The sequence below is a fragment of the Paenibacillus humicus NBRC 102415 genome, assembly GCF_004000905.1.
GTDB lineage: Bacteria > Bacillota > Bacilli > Paenibacillales > Paenibacillaceae > Paenibacillus_O > Paenibacillus_O humicus.
Window position 1 is genome coordinate 1 of record NZ_BIMD01000079.1, and the last position, 13,340, is coordinate 13,340.

Here is a 13,340-nt window from a genome sequence, read left to right on the forward strand (position 1 = left end):
TTCGTGGAAATCAGCTCCATTGTGGACTCTATCGGACATCAGATCCGTTATTTCCTCAAAAACCTGTCATCCATGGCCATTTTCTTAGGAATAACGGATCGTATGTCCGATAAAATGAGAAATCGCTCTAAATGGACCCAATAACGGATCGTATGTCCGATAGGTTGCGCAGGCCACCGCCGTTTTTGCCAAAATCAAAGTCAGGATCGAGATTAGCAATCAAACCGCGAAGCCGGCTGACAGTCTAGGTAGGTTCCATGTTCCGCTCGAGTGATTTTCCGCTTAAAGAAGAGGTCTATATATCGCTCTTCAAATGCATTCTTGCGCTCTTCGCAGCCAAGCTCCCTGCGGGAACAGCGAACGGGATGCGTCACTACCGGATAAAGGAGTCCCTGAAATCATGACGACGGAACAAGTGCAAGGCAAGACAGCAGTTCGGACAAATGGAGAGAAGCTGGAGCCCGCCTCGCGGGATGCGCTCTGGTATGAAGCCCCTGCGGGCGCTTGGACCGAAGCTCTTCCGATCGGCAGCGGCCGGCTTGGAGCGATGGTGTTCGGCCGGCTCGGCGAGGAGCGGATCCAGCTCAACGAGGATTCCCTCTGGTACGGCGGCCCTGGAATCGGATCGAGCCCGGATGCGGCGGAGCAGCTGCCGCGCATCCGCCAGCTGCTGCTCGCCGGCGAGCCGGAGCTGGCGGAGGAGCTGGCGATGACGGCCGTGATGACGCAGTCCGGCCATCTCGCTCCCTACCAGACTCTGGGCGAGCTGCTTATCCGCTTCCCCGGCGAGCCTGCTGCTGCGGAGAGATATATTCGCGAGCTGCGCCTCGATGAGGCGGCGGCTGTGACCCGCTTCGGCTGGGGAGCCGTGGAGCGCACCCGGACCGTCTTCGCGAGCGAGCCGCATGCCGTGATCGTGGTCCGGATCGAGGGCAGCGAGCCAGGCGGCTTGTCGTTGCGGGCAGGCATGACGCGCCGTCCGTTCGAAGGCCGCATGACGCAGCTGGAGCGGGGCGTCGCCATGGAGGGGCAGTGCGGACCGGATGGCGTCCGCTACGCCGCCGTGCTGCGGGCTGAAGCGGAGGGCGGCAGCTGCCGACTGCTCGGCGATGCGATCCTCATCGACGGGGCGGATTCGGCGACGCTGTACATCGCCGCGGCCACGACCTTCCGCAGCGGGGATCCGCTGGCGGAGAGCCTGGCGCGGGTGCAGGCGGCACTGGACGCGGGCTACGACGAGATCCGGGAGCGGCATCTGCTCGCTCATCGCGCCTTGTACGACCGCGTGACGCTGGAGCTGGGAGCAGGAGCGGATGCGGGACAGGGACCGGGACAGGGACCGGGCAGGGAGCATGAGCCTGCTCGCGGGCAGGAGTCCGTTCAGGGACGGCAAACCGTACCGGGACAGGAATCCGCATCAGGACAGGAATCCGCATCAGGACAGGAATCCGCATCAGGACAAGAATCCGTACCGGGACAGGAATCCGGCCCGACGCTTGACTGTCTGCCGACCGATGTGCGGCTGCGGCTGCTGCGGGAAGGAGGAAGCGATCCCGGATTGGTCCGCCTCTTTTTCCTCTACGGCCGATACCTGCTGCTCTCGAGCTCGCGCCCGGGATCGCTGCCGGCGAACCTGCAGGGCATCTGGAACGAAAGCTTCACCCCGCCGTGGGAAAGCGACTATCACCTCAACATCAATCTGCAGATGAACTATTGGCCGGCCGAGGTTTGCAATCTGGCGGAAACCCACGAGCCCGTATTCGATCTGCTCGACCGCCTGCGCGAAAACGGCGTCGTCACGGCACGGGAAATGTACGGAGCCGAGGGCTTCGTCGCCCATCACGCGACCAATATGTGGGGAGATACCGGCATTGTCGGAGTCTGGGTGCCCGCGGTCATCTGGCCGACGGGAGGCGCCTGGCTTTCCCTGCATCTGTGGGAGCATTACCGCTATCAGCCGGATCGCCGGTTCCTTGAGGATCGGGCTTACCCGATGCTGAAGGACGCGGCGCGATTCTTCCTCGACACCCTGCTTGAGGACAGCAGAGGCAGGCTCGTCACCGGACCTTCCGTGTCGCCGGAAAATACGTACGAGCTCCCTAACGGCAAGCGTGGCGCGCTGTGCATCGGTCCGTCCATGGACTCGCAGATCCTCCATGCGCTGTTCTCGGCCTGCGGGGAAGCGGCGGCGGAGCTCGGCGTGGACGCGGAGCTTGCCGCGAAGCTGGAGGCGGCGCGCCGCCGGCTGCCCGAGCCGGAGATCGGCAGCCGCGGACAGCTGCTGGAATGGTCGGAGGAATACGGGGAGCCTGAGCCCGGACACCGGCATATCTCCCATCTGTTCGCGCTGCATCCCGGCGAGCAGATTACGCCGGAGCGGACGCCGCAGCTCGCCCAAGCGGCCCGAAAGACGCTGGAGAGCCGGCTCGCCCATGGCGGGGGCCATACCGGCTGGAGCCGGGCGTGGATTCTCAACTTCTGGGCCCGGCTGGGCGAAGGCGGCGAGGCGCATGAGCATCTGATGGAGCTGCTGCGCCATGCGGTCCATCCCAATCTGTTCGGCGATCACCCGCCGTTCCAGATCGACGCCAACTTCGGCGGCACGGCAGGCGTCGCCGAGATGCTCCTGCAGTCCCATGGCGGCGAGCTGAAGCTGCTGCCGGCGCTGCCGCCGGAGTGGCCCGAGGGACGAGTGACGGGACTGCGCGCCAGAGGCGGAGCGGAATGCGACCTGTCATGGGCGGGAGGAAGGCTGACCGAGGCCGAGCTGCGCTTCACGCATGGCGGAAGCTTCTTCATCCGGCATGTCGGGGAGCTGACGGCCGTGGACGGCGCCGGCCTGCTCAAGCAATTCATTTTCGAGGACGGACGGTACCGATTCGATGCCAGAGCGGGGGACGTGCTCAGGCTTGCGGCCGTTCGGGCATGATGCGGCAACAGCTGAAACGAGCTTGGGCGGCCGGCAACGCGATGGAACCGCTGGAACGGAGCTCAACCGCTGGAACGGAACTCAACCGCTGGAACGGAACTCAACCGCTGGAGCAGTGCCGCCGGAGCTATACGGCCTGTTTCGCGGGCGGACCCAGCTTATATCGGCTCCGACCGAACGGGCGGAGCCAGGACGAAGGAGACCAGAACATGAACGAGACCTACACGGGGGCTGTGCCCTCGAAGCATCAGCTGATCTGGCAGGACATGGAGATGGGGATGTTCATCCACTTCGGCATGAATACGTTTTGCGACCAGGAATGGGGAGAAGGCGGGGATTCGGCTCTACTGTTCCATCCTGAGGAGCTCGATGCCCGGCAATGGGCGCGCGAAGCGCGGCAAGCGGGAATGAAATATCTCATTCTCACCGCCAAGCATCATGACGGCTTCTGCCTTTGGCCGAGCGCGCAGACGGATTATTCCGTCGCCTCCAGCCCTTGGAGGGACGGCCAAGGAGATGTCGTGCGGGAATGCGCGGACGCATGCCGCGAGGAGGGCATCGGCTTCGGGCTCTATCTGTCCCCATGGGATCGGCACGAGCCGAAATATGGAGACAAGGAAGCCTATGACGATTTCTACTGCGCCCAGCTGACGGAGCTGCTCACCGGCTACGGCGAGCTGATGGAAGTATGGTTCGACGGCGCGGGCTCGGAGGGACGCGTCTATGACTGGCCGCGCATCATCGAGCTCGTCCGCCGGCATCAGCCCGGCGCGATGGTGTTCAACATGGGCGAGCCGACGATCCGCTGGGTCGGCAACGAGGACGGAGTCGCGCCATATCCTTGCTGGAATACGGCCGAGTCGGCTCCTCTCAGCATGTTTGCCGCCGAGAGCGCGACCTGGCTGCCGTCCACGCCCAAGTGGGTGCCGGCCGAATGCGACGTGCCGATCCGCCGCCATCAATGGTTCTGGCATCCGGATTCCGAGGATCGCCTGCACGATCTCGACCATCTGATGGACATCTACTACCGCTCCGTCGGCCATGGCTGCAATCTGCTGCTGAATCTGTCGCCGGACCGAAGGGGATTGCTGCCGGAGCTCGATGCGGCCCGCCTTCAGGAGCTTGGCGCCGAGATCCGCCGCAGGCTGGGGACGCCGGCCGCCGAGACATCCGGCGAAGGCAGCGAGCTGACGCTGGAGCTGGGCGCTCCGACGGAGATCGGCCATCTCGTCATCATGGAGGATATCTCCCGGGGCGAGCGGATCCGCGAGTATGCGGCCGACATCCGGATCGACGGCGAATGGCGCGAGCTGGCATCGGGCTTCTCGGTAGGCCACAAGCGGATCGAGGCGTTGACTCCCGTCGCCGCGGAAGCCGTGCGGCTGAGAGTGTTGAAAAGCGAAGGCGAGCCGTTGATCCGCTCGCTGCAGGCTTACGCCGCCGTCTGACGGCAGCGGGACGCCCGTCCCTGAGCCTATGACTGTCCGACGCAGCGGGGGGCCATGCAGCCAGGCGGATTGGCTGATCGGTCCCTGAGCCTAGACAATCTGCGGCAGCAGGCTTTTTAAGCTTGACAAGCCGATGGCAACATCCTACATTCAATCGGAGAGCAGGGGTTCAGCTCCTGCCGGCCGAAGCTGCGCCCGATGACCAGCGAACCGGGATCGACGGCTCCCGGCCCGTTCCTTTCCACTCTGCCGCCATATTCTACAAAGTGGTGATCCTGTGACATCTTTGGCAATCCTGCTCGTAACCGCATCGGGTCTGGCTCATTCGGTGTGGAATCTCCTGGCCAAAAAAAGCCGGGACAAAGCCGTCTTTCTCTGGCTCATCTTCAGTTTCACGACCATTCCTCTGCTGCCCTACCTCGTATGGGAGCTCATCCACCTCCACGGGGGCTGGGTTACGCTTGTCCTGTCCTTCGCCTTTCAGGCCGCGTACGGCCTGCTCCTCTCCCTCAGCTATAGGGAAGGGGACATGTCGCAGGTTTATCCCATCATGAGAGGAACCGGCATGTTCCTCGTGCCGCTGCTGGGGATGCTGATCTGGCATGAATCGCTCAGCATCTGGGGCTGGCTGGCGCTGCTCATCATGCTGCTCTGCTTCTTCTCGCTCAGCGGGTGGCCCGCTCCAGGCAAGCGGGTCGCCATGCGGCCCGTCCTGCTTGCGCTCGGCGTCGGCCTGTGCACGGCGGGCTACGTCACGATGGACAAATTCAATCTGCAGCATCTGTCCGCGCTGTCGCTGCTTGCGCTCGGCAATCTTGGCGTCATGGCTGCGCTCACTCCTGCCGCGATGCGCAAAGGCAAGCTGCGCGCAGAGTGGAGCGGACGCTGGAAGCAGACGCTGGCCGGCGCCGTGCTGAGCCCGGGCTCCTATCTGCTGTTCCTGCTCGCGATTCCTTACGCGCCGATCGGACTCATTTCGCCGATTCGCGAATGCGGCACCGTCTTCGCCGCCATCTTCGGCGTGCTGCTGCTCAAGGAAAGCCAAGGCTTCCGCCGGATCGTATCATCTGCGGTCATGGCCGCGGCGATCGTGACCGTGGCTTTGTGGGGCTGAGGCGCGGGCGCAATGAACAAGGGCGGTCTCCCAAGGCCGCCATGACAAAAGGCGATTTCCCCGCAGGCCGCGGCCTGGAGGAAATCGCCTTTTTCATTTGAACCAGCCTTTCTCCTTGAACCTGGAGATGGCCTCGATCCGGTTGCTGACGCCGAGCTTGTCGAGAATGACGGAGATGTAGTTGCGCACCGTGCCGCTGGACAGGAAGAGCTCCTTGGCGATGTCCTTGGTGTTCTTCCCTACGGCGACGAGCTCCATCACTTCGCGTTCGCGTTCGGTGAGGGGATTCTCCTCCACGTTGTACACCTCGTCGACCAGCTCGGGAGCATACAGCCGCCTGCCGGTCATGACGCTGCGGATGGAGTCGGCGAGCTCGTCGCTGGAGCTGTCCTTGAGCAGATAGCCCTGGACGCCCGCCTTGAGCGCCCGCTCAAAAAATCCCGAACGGGCGAAGGTGGTCAGAATGATCACTTTGCAGCCGTCGCCCTTCAGCAGCTCGGCCGCTTCGAGCCCGTTCATGACGGGCATCTCGATATCCATGATGCAGACGTCGGGCTTGTGCTGGCGCACCAGCTCGACCGCGATCTGCCCATTGCCGGCCTGGCCGACGACCTGCATGTCTTCCTCGAGGTCGATCAGCGACCCCAGCGCGCCGAGCAGCAGCCGCTGATCCTCGGCGATGACGATCCGTATCATCCTTCCACCTCCTTCTCCACCCGGCTGACGTTATGGGGAACGGTCATCGTAATTTCCGTTCCCGGCGCGCCGGATATTTCCAACGTTCCGTTGAGGAATTCCAGCCGCTCCTTCATTCCTTGCAGTCCATTGCCGCGCTCGAGCTTCCGCACGTTCCGGATCCCGCTGCCGTCATCCTTGACCTTGACGATGAGCAGCTCCGGAAGCTGGGTGATGGAGAGGGAGCAGGAGGCGGCGTTGCTGTGCTTGACGACATTGGTGACAGCTTCCTTGATGCACATGCTGAGCACGTTCTCCGTCAGCCTCGACGTATGAGCCAAGCGGGGGTCTCCCTCCATCTCGAAGGAAATCTCCGCCGCGCCGAGAATCTGGCGCACCCGCTGGATCTCGTCCTCCAGCCGCGCGCCGCGCATATGGGAGACCATCTCCCTGACTTCCTGCAGGGCGATCCGCGCCGTCTGATGCACGTCGGCCATTTCGCCGCGCGCCCGCTCCGGGTCCTTGTCCAGCAGCTTGCCGGCGAGATCGCTTTTGAGGCGGATCAGAGACAGCTGCTGGCCGAGCGTGTCGTGCAGGTCGAGCGCGATGCGCTGCCTCTCCTCGTGCACGAGCAGATCCGCGATCCGGCGGTTGGCGTCCTCCAGCTGCCCCTGCAGCTTGACCTGCTTGAGCGTATTGTAGCGGTTGAACGGAAGCACCGCCACGCCGATCAGGCAGACAAGGACAAAGGGCCACTGGGAGATGAAAAATTCGTTGCCGATCGCGAATCCCGCATAGACAGCTCCGAGCGTGACGACCAGGTGGACGATATACAGGCTGAGAAAACCCGCCCAGCTTCTCGTATTGCCGATGAATACGGCGAGAAAGAAGCTGAAGTACGGGTAATGAAAGTAGATCGTCATCGCAGCCGACACGGCCATCTGGATGGAGATGCCCGTATAGAGCTTCCAGCCTCTGTCGGAAGAGGTCAGCCGGAAGCACAGGAAGAACAGAGCGACGAGAAACCCGCCGAACAGCATATGACCGGTCTCCGGGAACCGGAAGATGAAATAGAAAGGCAAGATGATGAATGCCAGCCATACATATAAGCTGAATCCCGTGCTGCGGGGAAAGATCCGGTACCATTTCTGCATCGATGCCGCTCCTTGCTTGAAATGCTGATGCTACCAGTGTAGCATAACGGGCTTATTCTCCGCTGGTTCCGGTCCTTGCTTTGACTGGCGTCGCAGCAACGCGGGCGACGGGGAAGGGGCGGAGCTCCGCCTGATGCTTGCCCTCGATTCCGGCATCCGGCCGCTGCGCGATCAACCGCTTGCCGTCCCGGAAGGAGACGAAGCTTCTGTTCACGTCGTCCCAGAGGTTGAAGCGCAGCGACTTCAGGCTGGTGCGGAGCGTGATGGTCGTCGCATGCTGCAGCGACGGAGCCGCTTCATGGGCGCCTTGGAGGCGGTAGTTCGGAATCCGCGGGCTGAGATGATGGACATGGTGGAAGCCGATGTTGCCGGTCAGCCACTGCAGCCAGGCCGGAAGCTTGTAGTACGAGCTGCCGTCGACGGCAGCCTTGAGGTATTCCCATTCCGGATCATGCTCGAAGTAGGAGTCCTCGAACTGATGCTGCACATAGAACAGCCAGATGCCGGCGGCGCCGGAGATCCAGAAGATCGGCAGCTGCACGAGCAGGAACGACTGCCAGCCGGCTGCCCAGGCGAGCAGCGCGTAGAGGACGACGATGCCGGCATTGGTCGCGTACGTGTTCAGCCGCTCCTTGCGGCGCGCGCCCTTCTCGTTGAAGCGGTAGGCGAAGAGGATCAGGACGATCGGACCGAGTCCGAACAGCACGAGCGGATTGCGATAGATCCGGTAGCTCAGCTTGCGCCATCGGGATGCCTCGGCATACTCCTGCACGGTCAGGATCCACATATCGCCGATGCCGCGCTTCTCGAGATTGCCGCTGCCCGCATGGTGGATATTGTGGGCATGTTTCCATTGTTCATACGGGAACATGGTCAGAACGCCGAGCAGATACCCCAGCAGATTGTTGGCGCGCTTGCTTTTGAAAAACGATCCGTGGCAGCAGTCATGGAAGATGATGAAGCTGCGGATGACGAAGCCGGCGGCGGCGGCACTGAACAGCAGCGTCAGCGCATAGGAGACGTTCAAGCTGAGATAGGCGGCGTACCAAAGCAAGGCCAAAGGGGGCAGCGTGTTGAGCAGCTGCCAGACGCTGGCGGCGGAATCCGATTTTTCATAGGGCGCTATCATTTGGCGCAGTTGTTTTAGTGGAGACATCCCGAAACCTCCTGAATGTGGCTGAAGTGGCGCAGTCTTGGAGATTCCATTATATCCGCTGCGGCAATGGGCTTAGCAGTCACAGGCGTAATGACAGAGGGTGACATTTGTCATGGTTCCGCCCAGATATTTCAAGCCGCGGGGGTCGAGGGTGAGGATCGAATGGTTGAACGGACATGCTTGCCTGGTGTAGCCTTGAAGAAGAAATGCGGCGGGCTTCCGAAGCTTGCAGCGGGGAGAGATGGAGATGTCGTTATTCGATAGAATGAAGCAGGGAGCCGCGGAAGCGGCCAAGGCGGCTCAGCAGACGATGGAGATCGCCAGGCTGAAATCGCTGATCGTCCTGAAGCAGCGGGACATCGGCAAGCAGAAAAAAGCGATCGGAGACGCGGTCTACGAAGCTTATCTCAGAGAGGATATCGCCTCCTCGCATGATTCGGCGTTCCGCTTGTGCCAAGGCATCGTGACGGCGGAGCATGACATCGCCGAGCTGCAGGAGAAGATCCGCGTGCTGAAGACGGTCAAAGCCTGCCCGTCCTGCGGACGCGAGGTGGAGCTCGGAGCTGGCGTCTGCACCGGCTGCGGGCATGTCTTCCCCCAGGTAGCCGCCGCGGAATCCCTTCAGCTCGAGGGCGAGGTCCGGGTGCTGTGCGGCAGCTGCAAGTCCGAGAACGCGCTCGACGCCCGCCGCTGCGCTTCCTGCGGGAAGGAGCTGGGCTCATGGGCTTAGCGCAGAGGCTGCAGATGAGGATGCGATGGGACCCGGAGCATGCGCTCGCCGATAGCAAGACAGGGCCGGGCGTGGTCCGGAGCCATCATATTCGGGAGAAGAGGTCAATAGGATGAATCCGGTTTCCTTGCCCCGATATGAATGCCCTTACCGGCAATTCAAAACGCAGCATGACGGCGTAGAAAGGGCCAATGGCGATCCTCTCCGCGTCCGGATGCCGAAAGAAGACTGGGGAGACGGACGGGCCAATGGCGATCCTCTCCGCGTCCGGATGCCGAAAGCCGACTGGGGAGACGGATGTGCCAATGGCGATCCTCTCCGCAACGCAATGCCGCAGGCCGACTGGTCCGGAGTTCCGTCTGTCCGGCTCCGCGACACGGTAACGGGAGGGACTGTCCGGGAGATGACATCGGTGCAGGCTTGCTGGAACGAGCAGGGGCTGCTCGTGCGTTTCGCTTGCGAGGATTCCTATATCCTCTCCGATTTTACCCGGCGGGACGAGCCTCTATACGAGCAGGACGTCGTGGAGCTTTTCATCGATGAAGAAGGCGATGGCAGACAGTATATGGAGCTGGAGGTCAGCCCGCGGGGAATCGTCTTTGACGCCCGAATCTCCAATGATGGCAGCGGCAAGCCGCAAGGGATTCAAGCCGACACCGGCTGGGATGCGGACGGCCTCGCCGTGAAGGTAGAGACGCCCGCAGCGGGGAGCAGGGCGTATGAGCTGTTTTTGCCCGCTGCCGAATTCCGCTCCCCGCTCCGCAAAGGCTTGAAGTGGAGAGTCAACGCCTACCGGATCGACCATGCGCCCGGAAGAGATCCCGAGCTGCAGGCGTGGAGCCCGACAGGCAAGCCGTGGTTCCATGTGCCGGAACGGTTCGGGCAGTTTGTCCTTGGAGAGTGACGCTGTCCATTCAGCCGATTAGATTGTTTGCGACCGCTTGGCCAGCGTTGGCCAGGCGGTCTTTTTGCCGATCGGGGAAGGCGAAGGCGATTGAAAAAGGAAAATTCAGGGTATGCTATCAGCGTTGGATACGGCATGGACAGCGGTTTTTTCGACAAAAGAAAGGCCTTGAACAACAATGTTTCTCTAGGCCCACTGGAGCCGGAGCGCGTATTATGGTCGTATCGCGAGGAGAGGGGCAAAACCATTCGTGTCTACCGAACAGCAGTATGCCGACATCCGCAAGGGAGAAAGGGGCGCTTGGGTCAGCATCGCCGCGTATCTCGTTCTGTCCGCCGCCAAGATCGTCGCCGGATACTACTTCGCGTCGAAGGCGCTCTCCGCGGACGGCTACAACAACCTGACCGATATCGTGGCTTCCTTCGCCGTGCTGATCGGCCTGCGGATCTCGCAGAAGCCGCCGGACAAGGACCATCCCTACGGCCACTTCCGGGCGGAGACGATCGCCTCGCTGATCGCTTCCTTCATCATGGCGACGGTGGGCCTGCAGGTGCTGATCAATTCGGTCAAGTCCTTGTTCCGAAGCGCAGGAGAGCCGCCTAATGCCCTGTCGGCCGCAGTAGCCGTCGCGTCCGCCGTCATCATGTACGGCGTCTACATCTACAACCGCAGGCTGTCCCGGCAAATCAACAGCAGCGCCTTGAACGCGGCGGCGAAGGACAATCTGTCCGATGCCCTCGTCAGCATCGGCGCCGCCGTCGGCATCGGGGGAGCGGCGCTGGGCTGGGCATGGCTCGACCCGCTGGCGGCGATCGCCGTCGGCGTCATCATCTGCAAGACGGCATGGGAGATCTTTTACAGCTCGACGCATGCCCTTACGGACGGCTTCGACGACAGCGAGCTGCTGACGCTCCGGTCCTCGATCGAGAAGGTGGACGGCGTGAAGTCGATCAAGGATCTCAAGGCCCGCGTGCATGGCAGCCATGTGCTGGTCGATGTCATCGTGCTGGTGGATTCCCGGCTTACGCTGGTGGAAAGCCATCGGATCAGCGACGAGATCGAGACCCGGATGGAGCGCAAGCACAATATCATGAGCGTTCATGTGCATGTCGAGCCTTACGAGCCGGCATGAACGGCTTAGGCGCGGCAAGGATAGACCCCTGAGGAACGGTTCCTCGAGGGTCTATTTTTGTTTGGGGAGGGTATAGAGCGGGCTTTGGACTAGATTGTGCCCGTCCTTCTTACGCTGGCGAAGCTGTTACTATAGGTTTTCATGCCGGGAATAAGGAAGGACGGACATGCCGGGAATAGGAATTGGAATGGAGCTGTGTGGAGAGGGTGGCCATGCCGGAATTAAGGTCTGAGGTGGGGCCTATTGAGCGTGGAGAGGACTGATGTGCGGAAAGAAGGACCGAACGGGCCTTAATTGCATGAGGACTAGCATACCGAAAAACAGGACCGAAATAGGTCTCATCCGCCGTGTGCGGGAGCTGGACAAGCTATTTTTGGGAACAAGGTACGATGTTCCTTTTGCGGACAAGATTCTACAATAGATGGCAGAGGCAGCTAAAGTTCCTCCCTTCATTTGCCGATAGATCAGATACGGGTTTGTCTATTTTTGCTGTACTGCAGCTGGCGTGCTGGTTGGCCGGCTGCTGCAATCTGCTTGGATGATTGGCGAGGCCGGGTCCTGATTAGACAATCGACATTGGACAGATGAAGGGAGTCGTGATCGACGCATGAACAAATCATTGGCAGCCGCCGTTTTGGCCGCAAGCTTGACGCTGGGACTTGCCGCCGCTCCGCCCGCCGTATCGGCGGCGACGCAGAAAGCCCAGACGCAGGGCAACGTGAACCTGCGCGCCGAACCGGCTACAGCCGGGAAGGTTCTCCGCACTCTGCCGAAGGGGGAGCAGATATCCGTCCTGCAGCGAGTGGACAACTACTGGCTCAAGGTGCAGGACAAGTCCGGCACGATCGGTTATGTGTCCGCTTCCAGCTCCTACATCACGATGCTGGACGCCGCGGCTGCCGAAGCTGCAACCGACGCTTCCGCCGGCAAGCCGGCCGCATCTGCAGCGGGCAGCAAATTCGCGAGCAATGCGAAAGCCGCTTCGACGGTAGCTCTGCGTGTCGGCCCATCCACAGCGAGTGCCTTGGTCAGGTATTTGAAAAAGGACGAGCTGATCGAGGTCAAATCGATTCCAAGCTCGTACTGGTATCAGATCGTGGATGCCAGCGGCAAGACGGGCTACGTAAGTTCGGATGCCAAATACATAACCCTAACAGGAACGCTCCCTGGCGCTAAGAGCGGCAGCACCGCCGCCGGAACGGGCGGCAGCACCGCCGCCGGAACGGGAAGCGGCAGCAGCGCCGCCGGAGCGGGAAGCGGCAGCAGCGCCGCATTCGCTCCGAACGCCGTTACTGTTGCGGCCGTGACGCTGCGCAAGGGACCGTCGTCGTCCTACGACCAGATCCGCAACCTGAAGAGCGGAGAGTCGATCCAGGTGACAGCTGTGCCGAACGGCTACTGGTACATGGTCAAGGATTCGGCCGGTGTCACGGGCTACGTCAGCTCCGACACCAAATATATTTCGGTTACGGGAACGCTCCCCGGCGGCGCCGCCCCAAGCCCGCAGCCTTCGGTCCCGACTCCGAATCCAGCACCGACTCCTCAGCCTTCCACGCCATCGGCCGGGACAAGCTTGAGTCCGCAGGCCTCCGAGCAGATCGAGGCTGTCATCAATGCCGGACTCAAGTATCTGGGAACGCCTTACGAGTACGGTTCCAGCCGCAGCGACACGTCTACGTTCGACTGTTCGGACTTTGTCCGGCAAGCCTTCCTGGACGCGCTCAGCCTGCAACTGCCGGTGGACTCCAGGGGACAAGGGCAATATGTGCTGGATCGAGGCGCTTATACGACGGACTGGAACTCCCTCAAGAGAGGGGATCTCATGTTCTTCGTGTCGTCCGGGACCAAGGTGAACAGCTCCGGTCCTTTGGATTCGTCGATCATTACGCATGTAGGCATGTATCTCGGGGACAACAAGATCCTGCAGACTTACTCCAAGGAATCAGGGGGCGTGCAGGTCACGACGGTATCTCCGACATCCAACTGGCAGTTCCGCTTCCTCTTTGGCGGCAGCGCTGTCTAAAACAAACGAACAAGCAGGGCGCCATCCCATGGGGTGGTGCCCTGCTTGTTTATTATATATCCGCTCAACCGGGAG

General features: G+C 61.6%; 10 protein-coding genes. 7 read left to right on the forward strand and 3 right to left on the reverse strand.

All coding sequences use genetic code 11. The annotated features are described in order from the left end of the window. The first annotated feature begins 400 nt into the window (after positions 1–400). From PHU01S_RS24700 to PHU01S_RS24710, 3 genes are all read left to right on the forward strand, one after another. The gene (locus tag PHU01S_RS24700; protein WP_164763195.1) at positions 401–2,929 is read left to right on the forward strand and encodes a glycoside hydrolase family 95 protein; all 2,529 of its coding nucleotides are present in this window, start codon (positions 401–403) and stop codon (positions 2,927–2,929) included. 209 nt (positions 2,930–3,138) lie between these two features. Then, on the forward strand, positions 3,139–4,377 hold the full coding sequence (locus PHU01S_RS24705) for an alpha-L-fucosidase (protein WP_076359393.1): 1,239 nt from the start codon (positions 3,139–3,141) through the stop codon (positions 4,375–4,377). Between the two features lie 277 nt (positions 4,378–4,654). Continuing rightward, entirely contained in the window at positions 4,655–5,491 is an 837-nt protein-coding gene (locus PHU01S_RS24710; RefSeq protein ID WP_127510380.1) for an EamA family transporter, read from the forward strand. Between the two features lie 93 nt (positions 5,492–5,584). On the opposite strand, the gene PHU01S_RS24715 is transcribed toward PHU01S_RS24710, so the two are convergent. From PHU01S_RS24715 to desA, 3 genes are read right to left on the reverse strand one after another with little or no spacing between them, the layout of a single operon-like run. After that, positions 5,585–6,187 carry a response regulator transcription factor gene (locus PHU01S_RS24715; protein WP_021880936.1) on the reverse strand — a complete coding sequence of 201 codons (603 nt, stop codon included), beginning with the start codon at positions 6,185–6,187 and terminating at the stop codon, positions 5,585–5,587. Next, entirely contained in the window at positions 6,184–7,320 is a 1,137-nt protein-coding gene (locus PHU01S_RS24720; RefSeq protein ID WP_021880937.1) for a sensor histidine kinase, read from the reverse strand. The genes PHU01S_RS24715 and PHU01S_RS24720 overlap by 4 nt, the downstream gene beginning before the upstream one ends. 52 nt (positions 7,321–7,372) lie before the next feature. After that, positions 7,373–8,476 carry a Delta(5) desaturase DesA gene (gene desA, locus PHU01S_RS24725; RefSeq protein ID WP_127510383.1) on the reverse strand — a complete coding sequence of 368 codons (1,104 nt, stop codon included), beginning with the start codon at positions 8,474–8,476 and terminating at the stop codon, positions 7,373–7,375. A gap of 247 nt (positions 8,477–8,723) precedes the next feature. Between desA and PHU01S_RS24730 the strand changes: the two genes are divergently transcribed. The 4 genes from PHU01S_RS24730 (at position 8,724) to PHU01S_RS26035 (ending at position 13,265) form a co-directional block, all read left to right on the forward strand. Continuing rightward, on the forward strand, positions 8,724–9,206 hold the full coding sequence (locus PHU01S_RS24730; protein WP_164763196.1) for a zinc ribbon domain-containing protein: 483 nt from the start codon (positions 8,724–8,726) through the stop codon (positions 9,204–9,206). 127 nt (positions 9,207–9,333) lie between these two features. Beyond that, positions 9,334–10,110, forward strand: coding sequence for a carbohydrate-binding family 9-like protein (locus PHU01S_RS24735; protein ID WP_218032502.1), 777 nt, complete (start codon positions 9,334–9,336; stop codon positions 10,108–10,110). A gap of 250 nt (positions 10,111–10,360) precedes the next feature. Then, the gene (locus PHU01S_RS24740; RefSeq protein WP_048748369.1) at positions 10,361–11,242 is read left to right on the forward strand and encodes a cation diffusion facilitator family transporter; all 882 of its coding nucleotides are present in this window, start codon (positions 10,361–10,363) and stop codon (positions 11,240–11,242) included. A gap of 607 nt (positions 11,243–11,849) precedes the next feature. Continuing rightward, positions 11,850–13,265: an SH3 domain-containing protein gene (locus PHU01S_RS26035; protein ID WP_164763197.1), complete on the forward strand. Its 1,416-nt coding sequence runs from the start codon at positions 11,850–11,852 to the stop codon at positions 13,263–13,265. Positions 13,266–13,340 lie beyond the last annotated feature (75 nt).

What these genes read in the sequence shown, in the direction of transcription:
- PHU01S_RS24705 (WP_076359393.1), top strand. Translation starts at nt 3,139, where the DNA reads ATGAACGAGACCTACACGGGGGCTGTGCCCTCGAAGCATCAGCTGATC.
- PHU01S_RS24730 (WP_164763196.1), top strand. Translation starts at nt 8,724, where the DNA reads ATGTCGTTATTCGATAGAATGAAGCAGGGAGCCGCGGAAGCGGCCAAG.
- PHU01S_RS24720 (WP_021880937.1), bottom strand. Translation starts at nt 7,320, where the DNA reads ATGCAGAAATGGTACCGGATCTTTCCCCGCAGCACGGGATTCAGCTTA.
- PHU01S_RS24715 (WP_021880936.1), bottom strand. Translation starts at nt 6,187, where the DNA reads ATGATACGGATCGTCATCGCCGAGGATCAGCGGCTGCTGCTCGGCGCG.
- desA (WP_127510383.1), bottom strand. Translation starts at nt 8,476, where the DNA reads ATGTCTCCACTAAAACAACTGCGCCAAATGATAGCGCCCTATGAAAAA.
- PHU01S_RS26035 (WP_164763197.1), top strand. Translation starts at nt 11,850, where the DNA reads ATGAACAAATCATTGGCAGCCGCCGTTTTGGCCGCAAGCTTGACGCTG.
- PHU01S_RS24700 (WP_164763195.1), top strand. Translation starts at nt 401, where the DNA reads ATGACGACGGAACAAGTGCAAGGCAAGACAGCAGTTCGGACAAATGGA.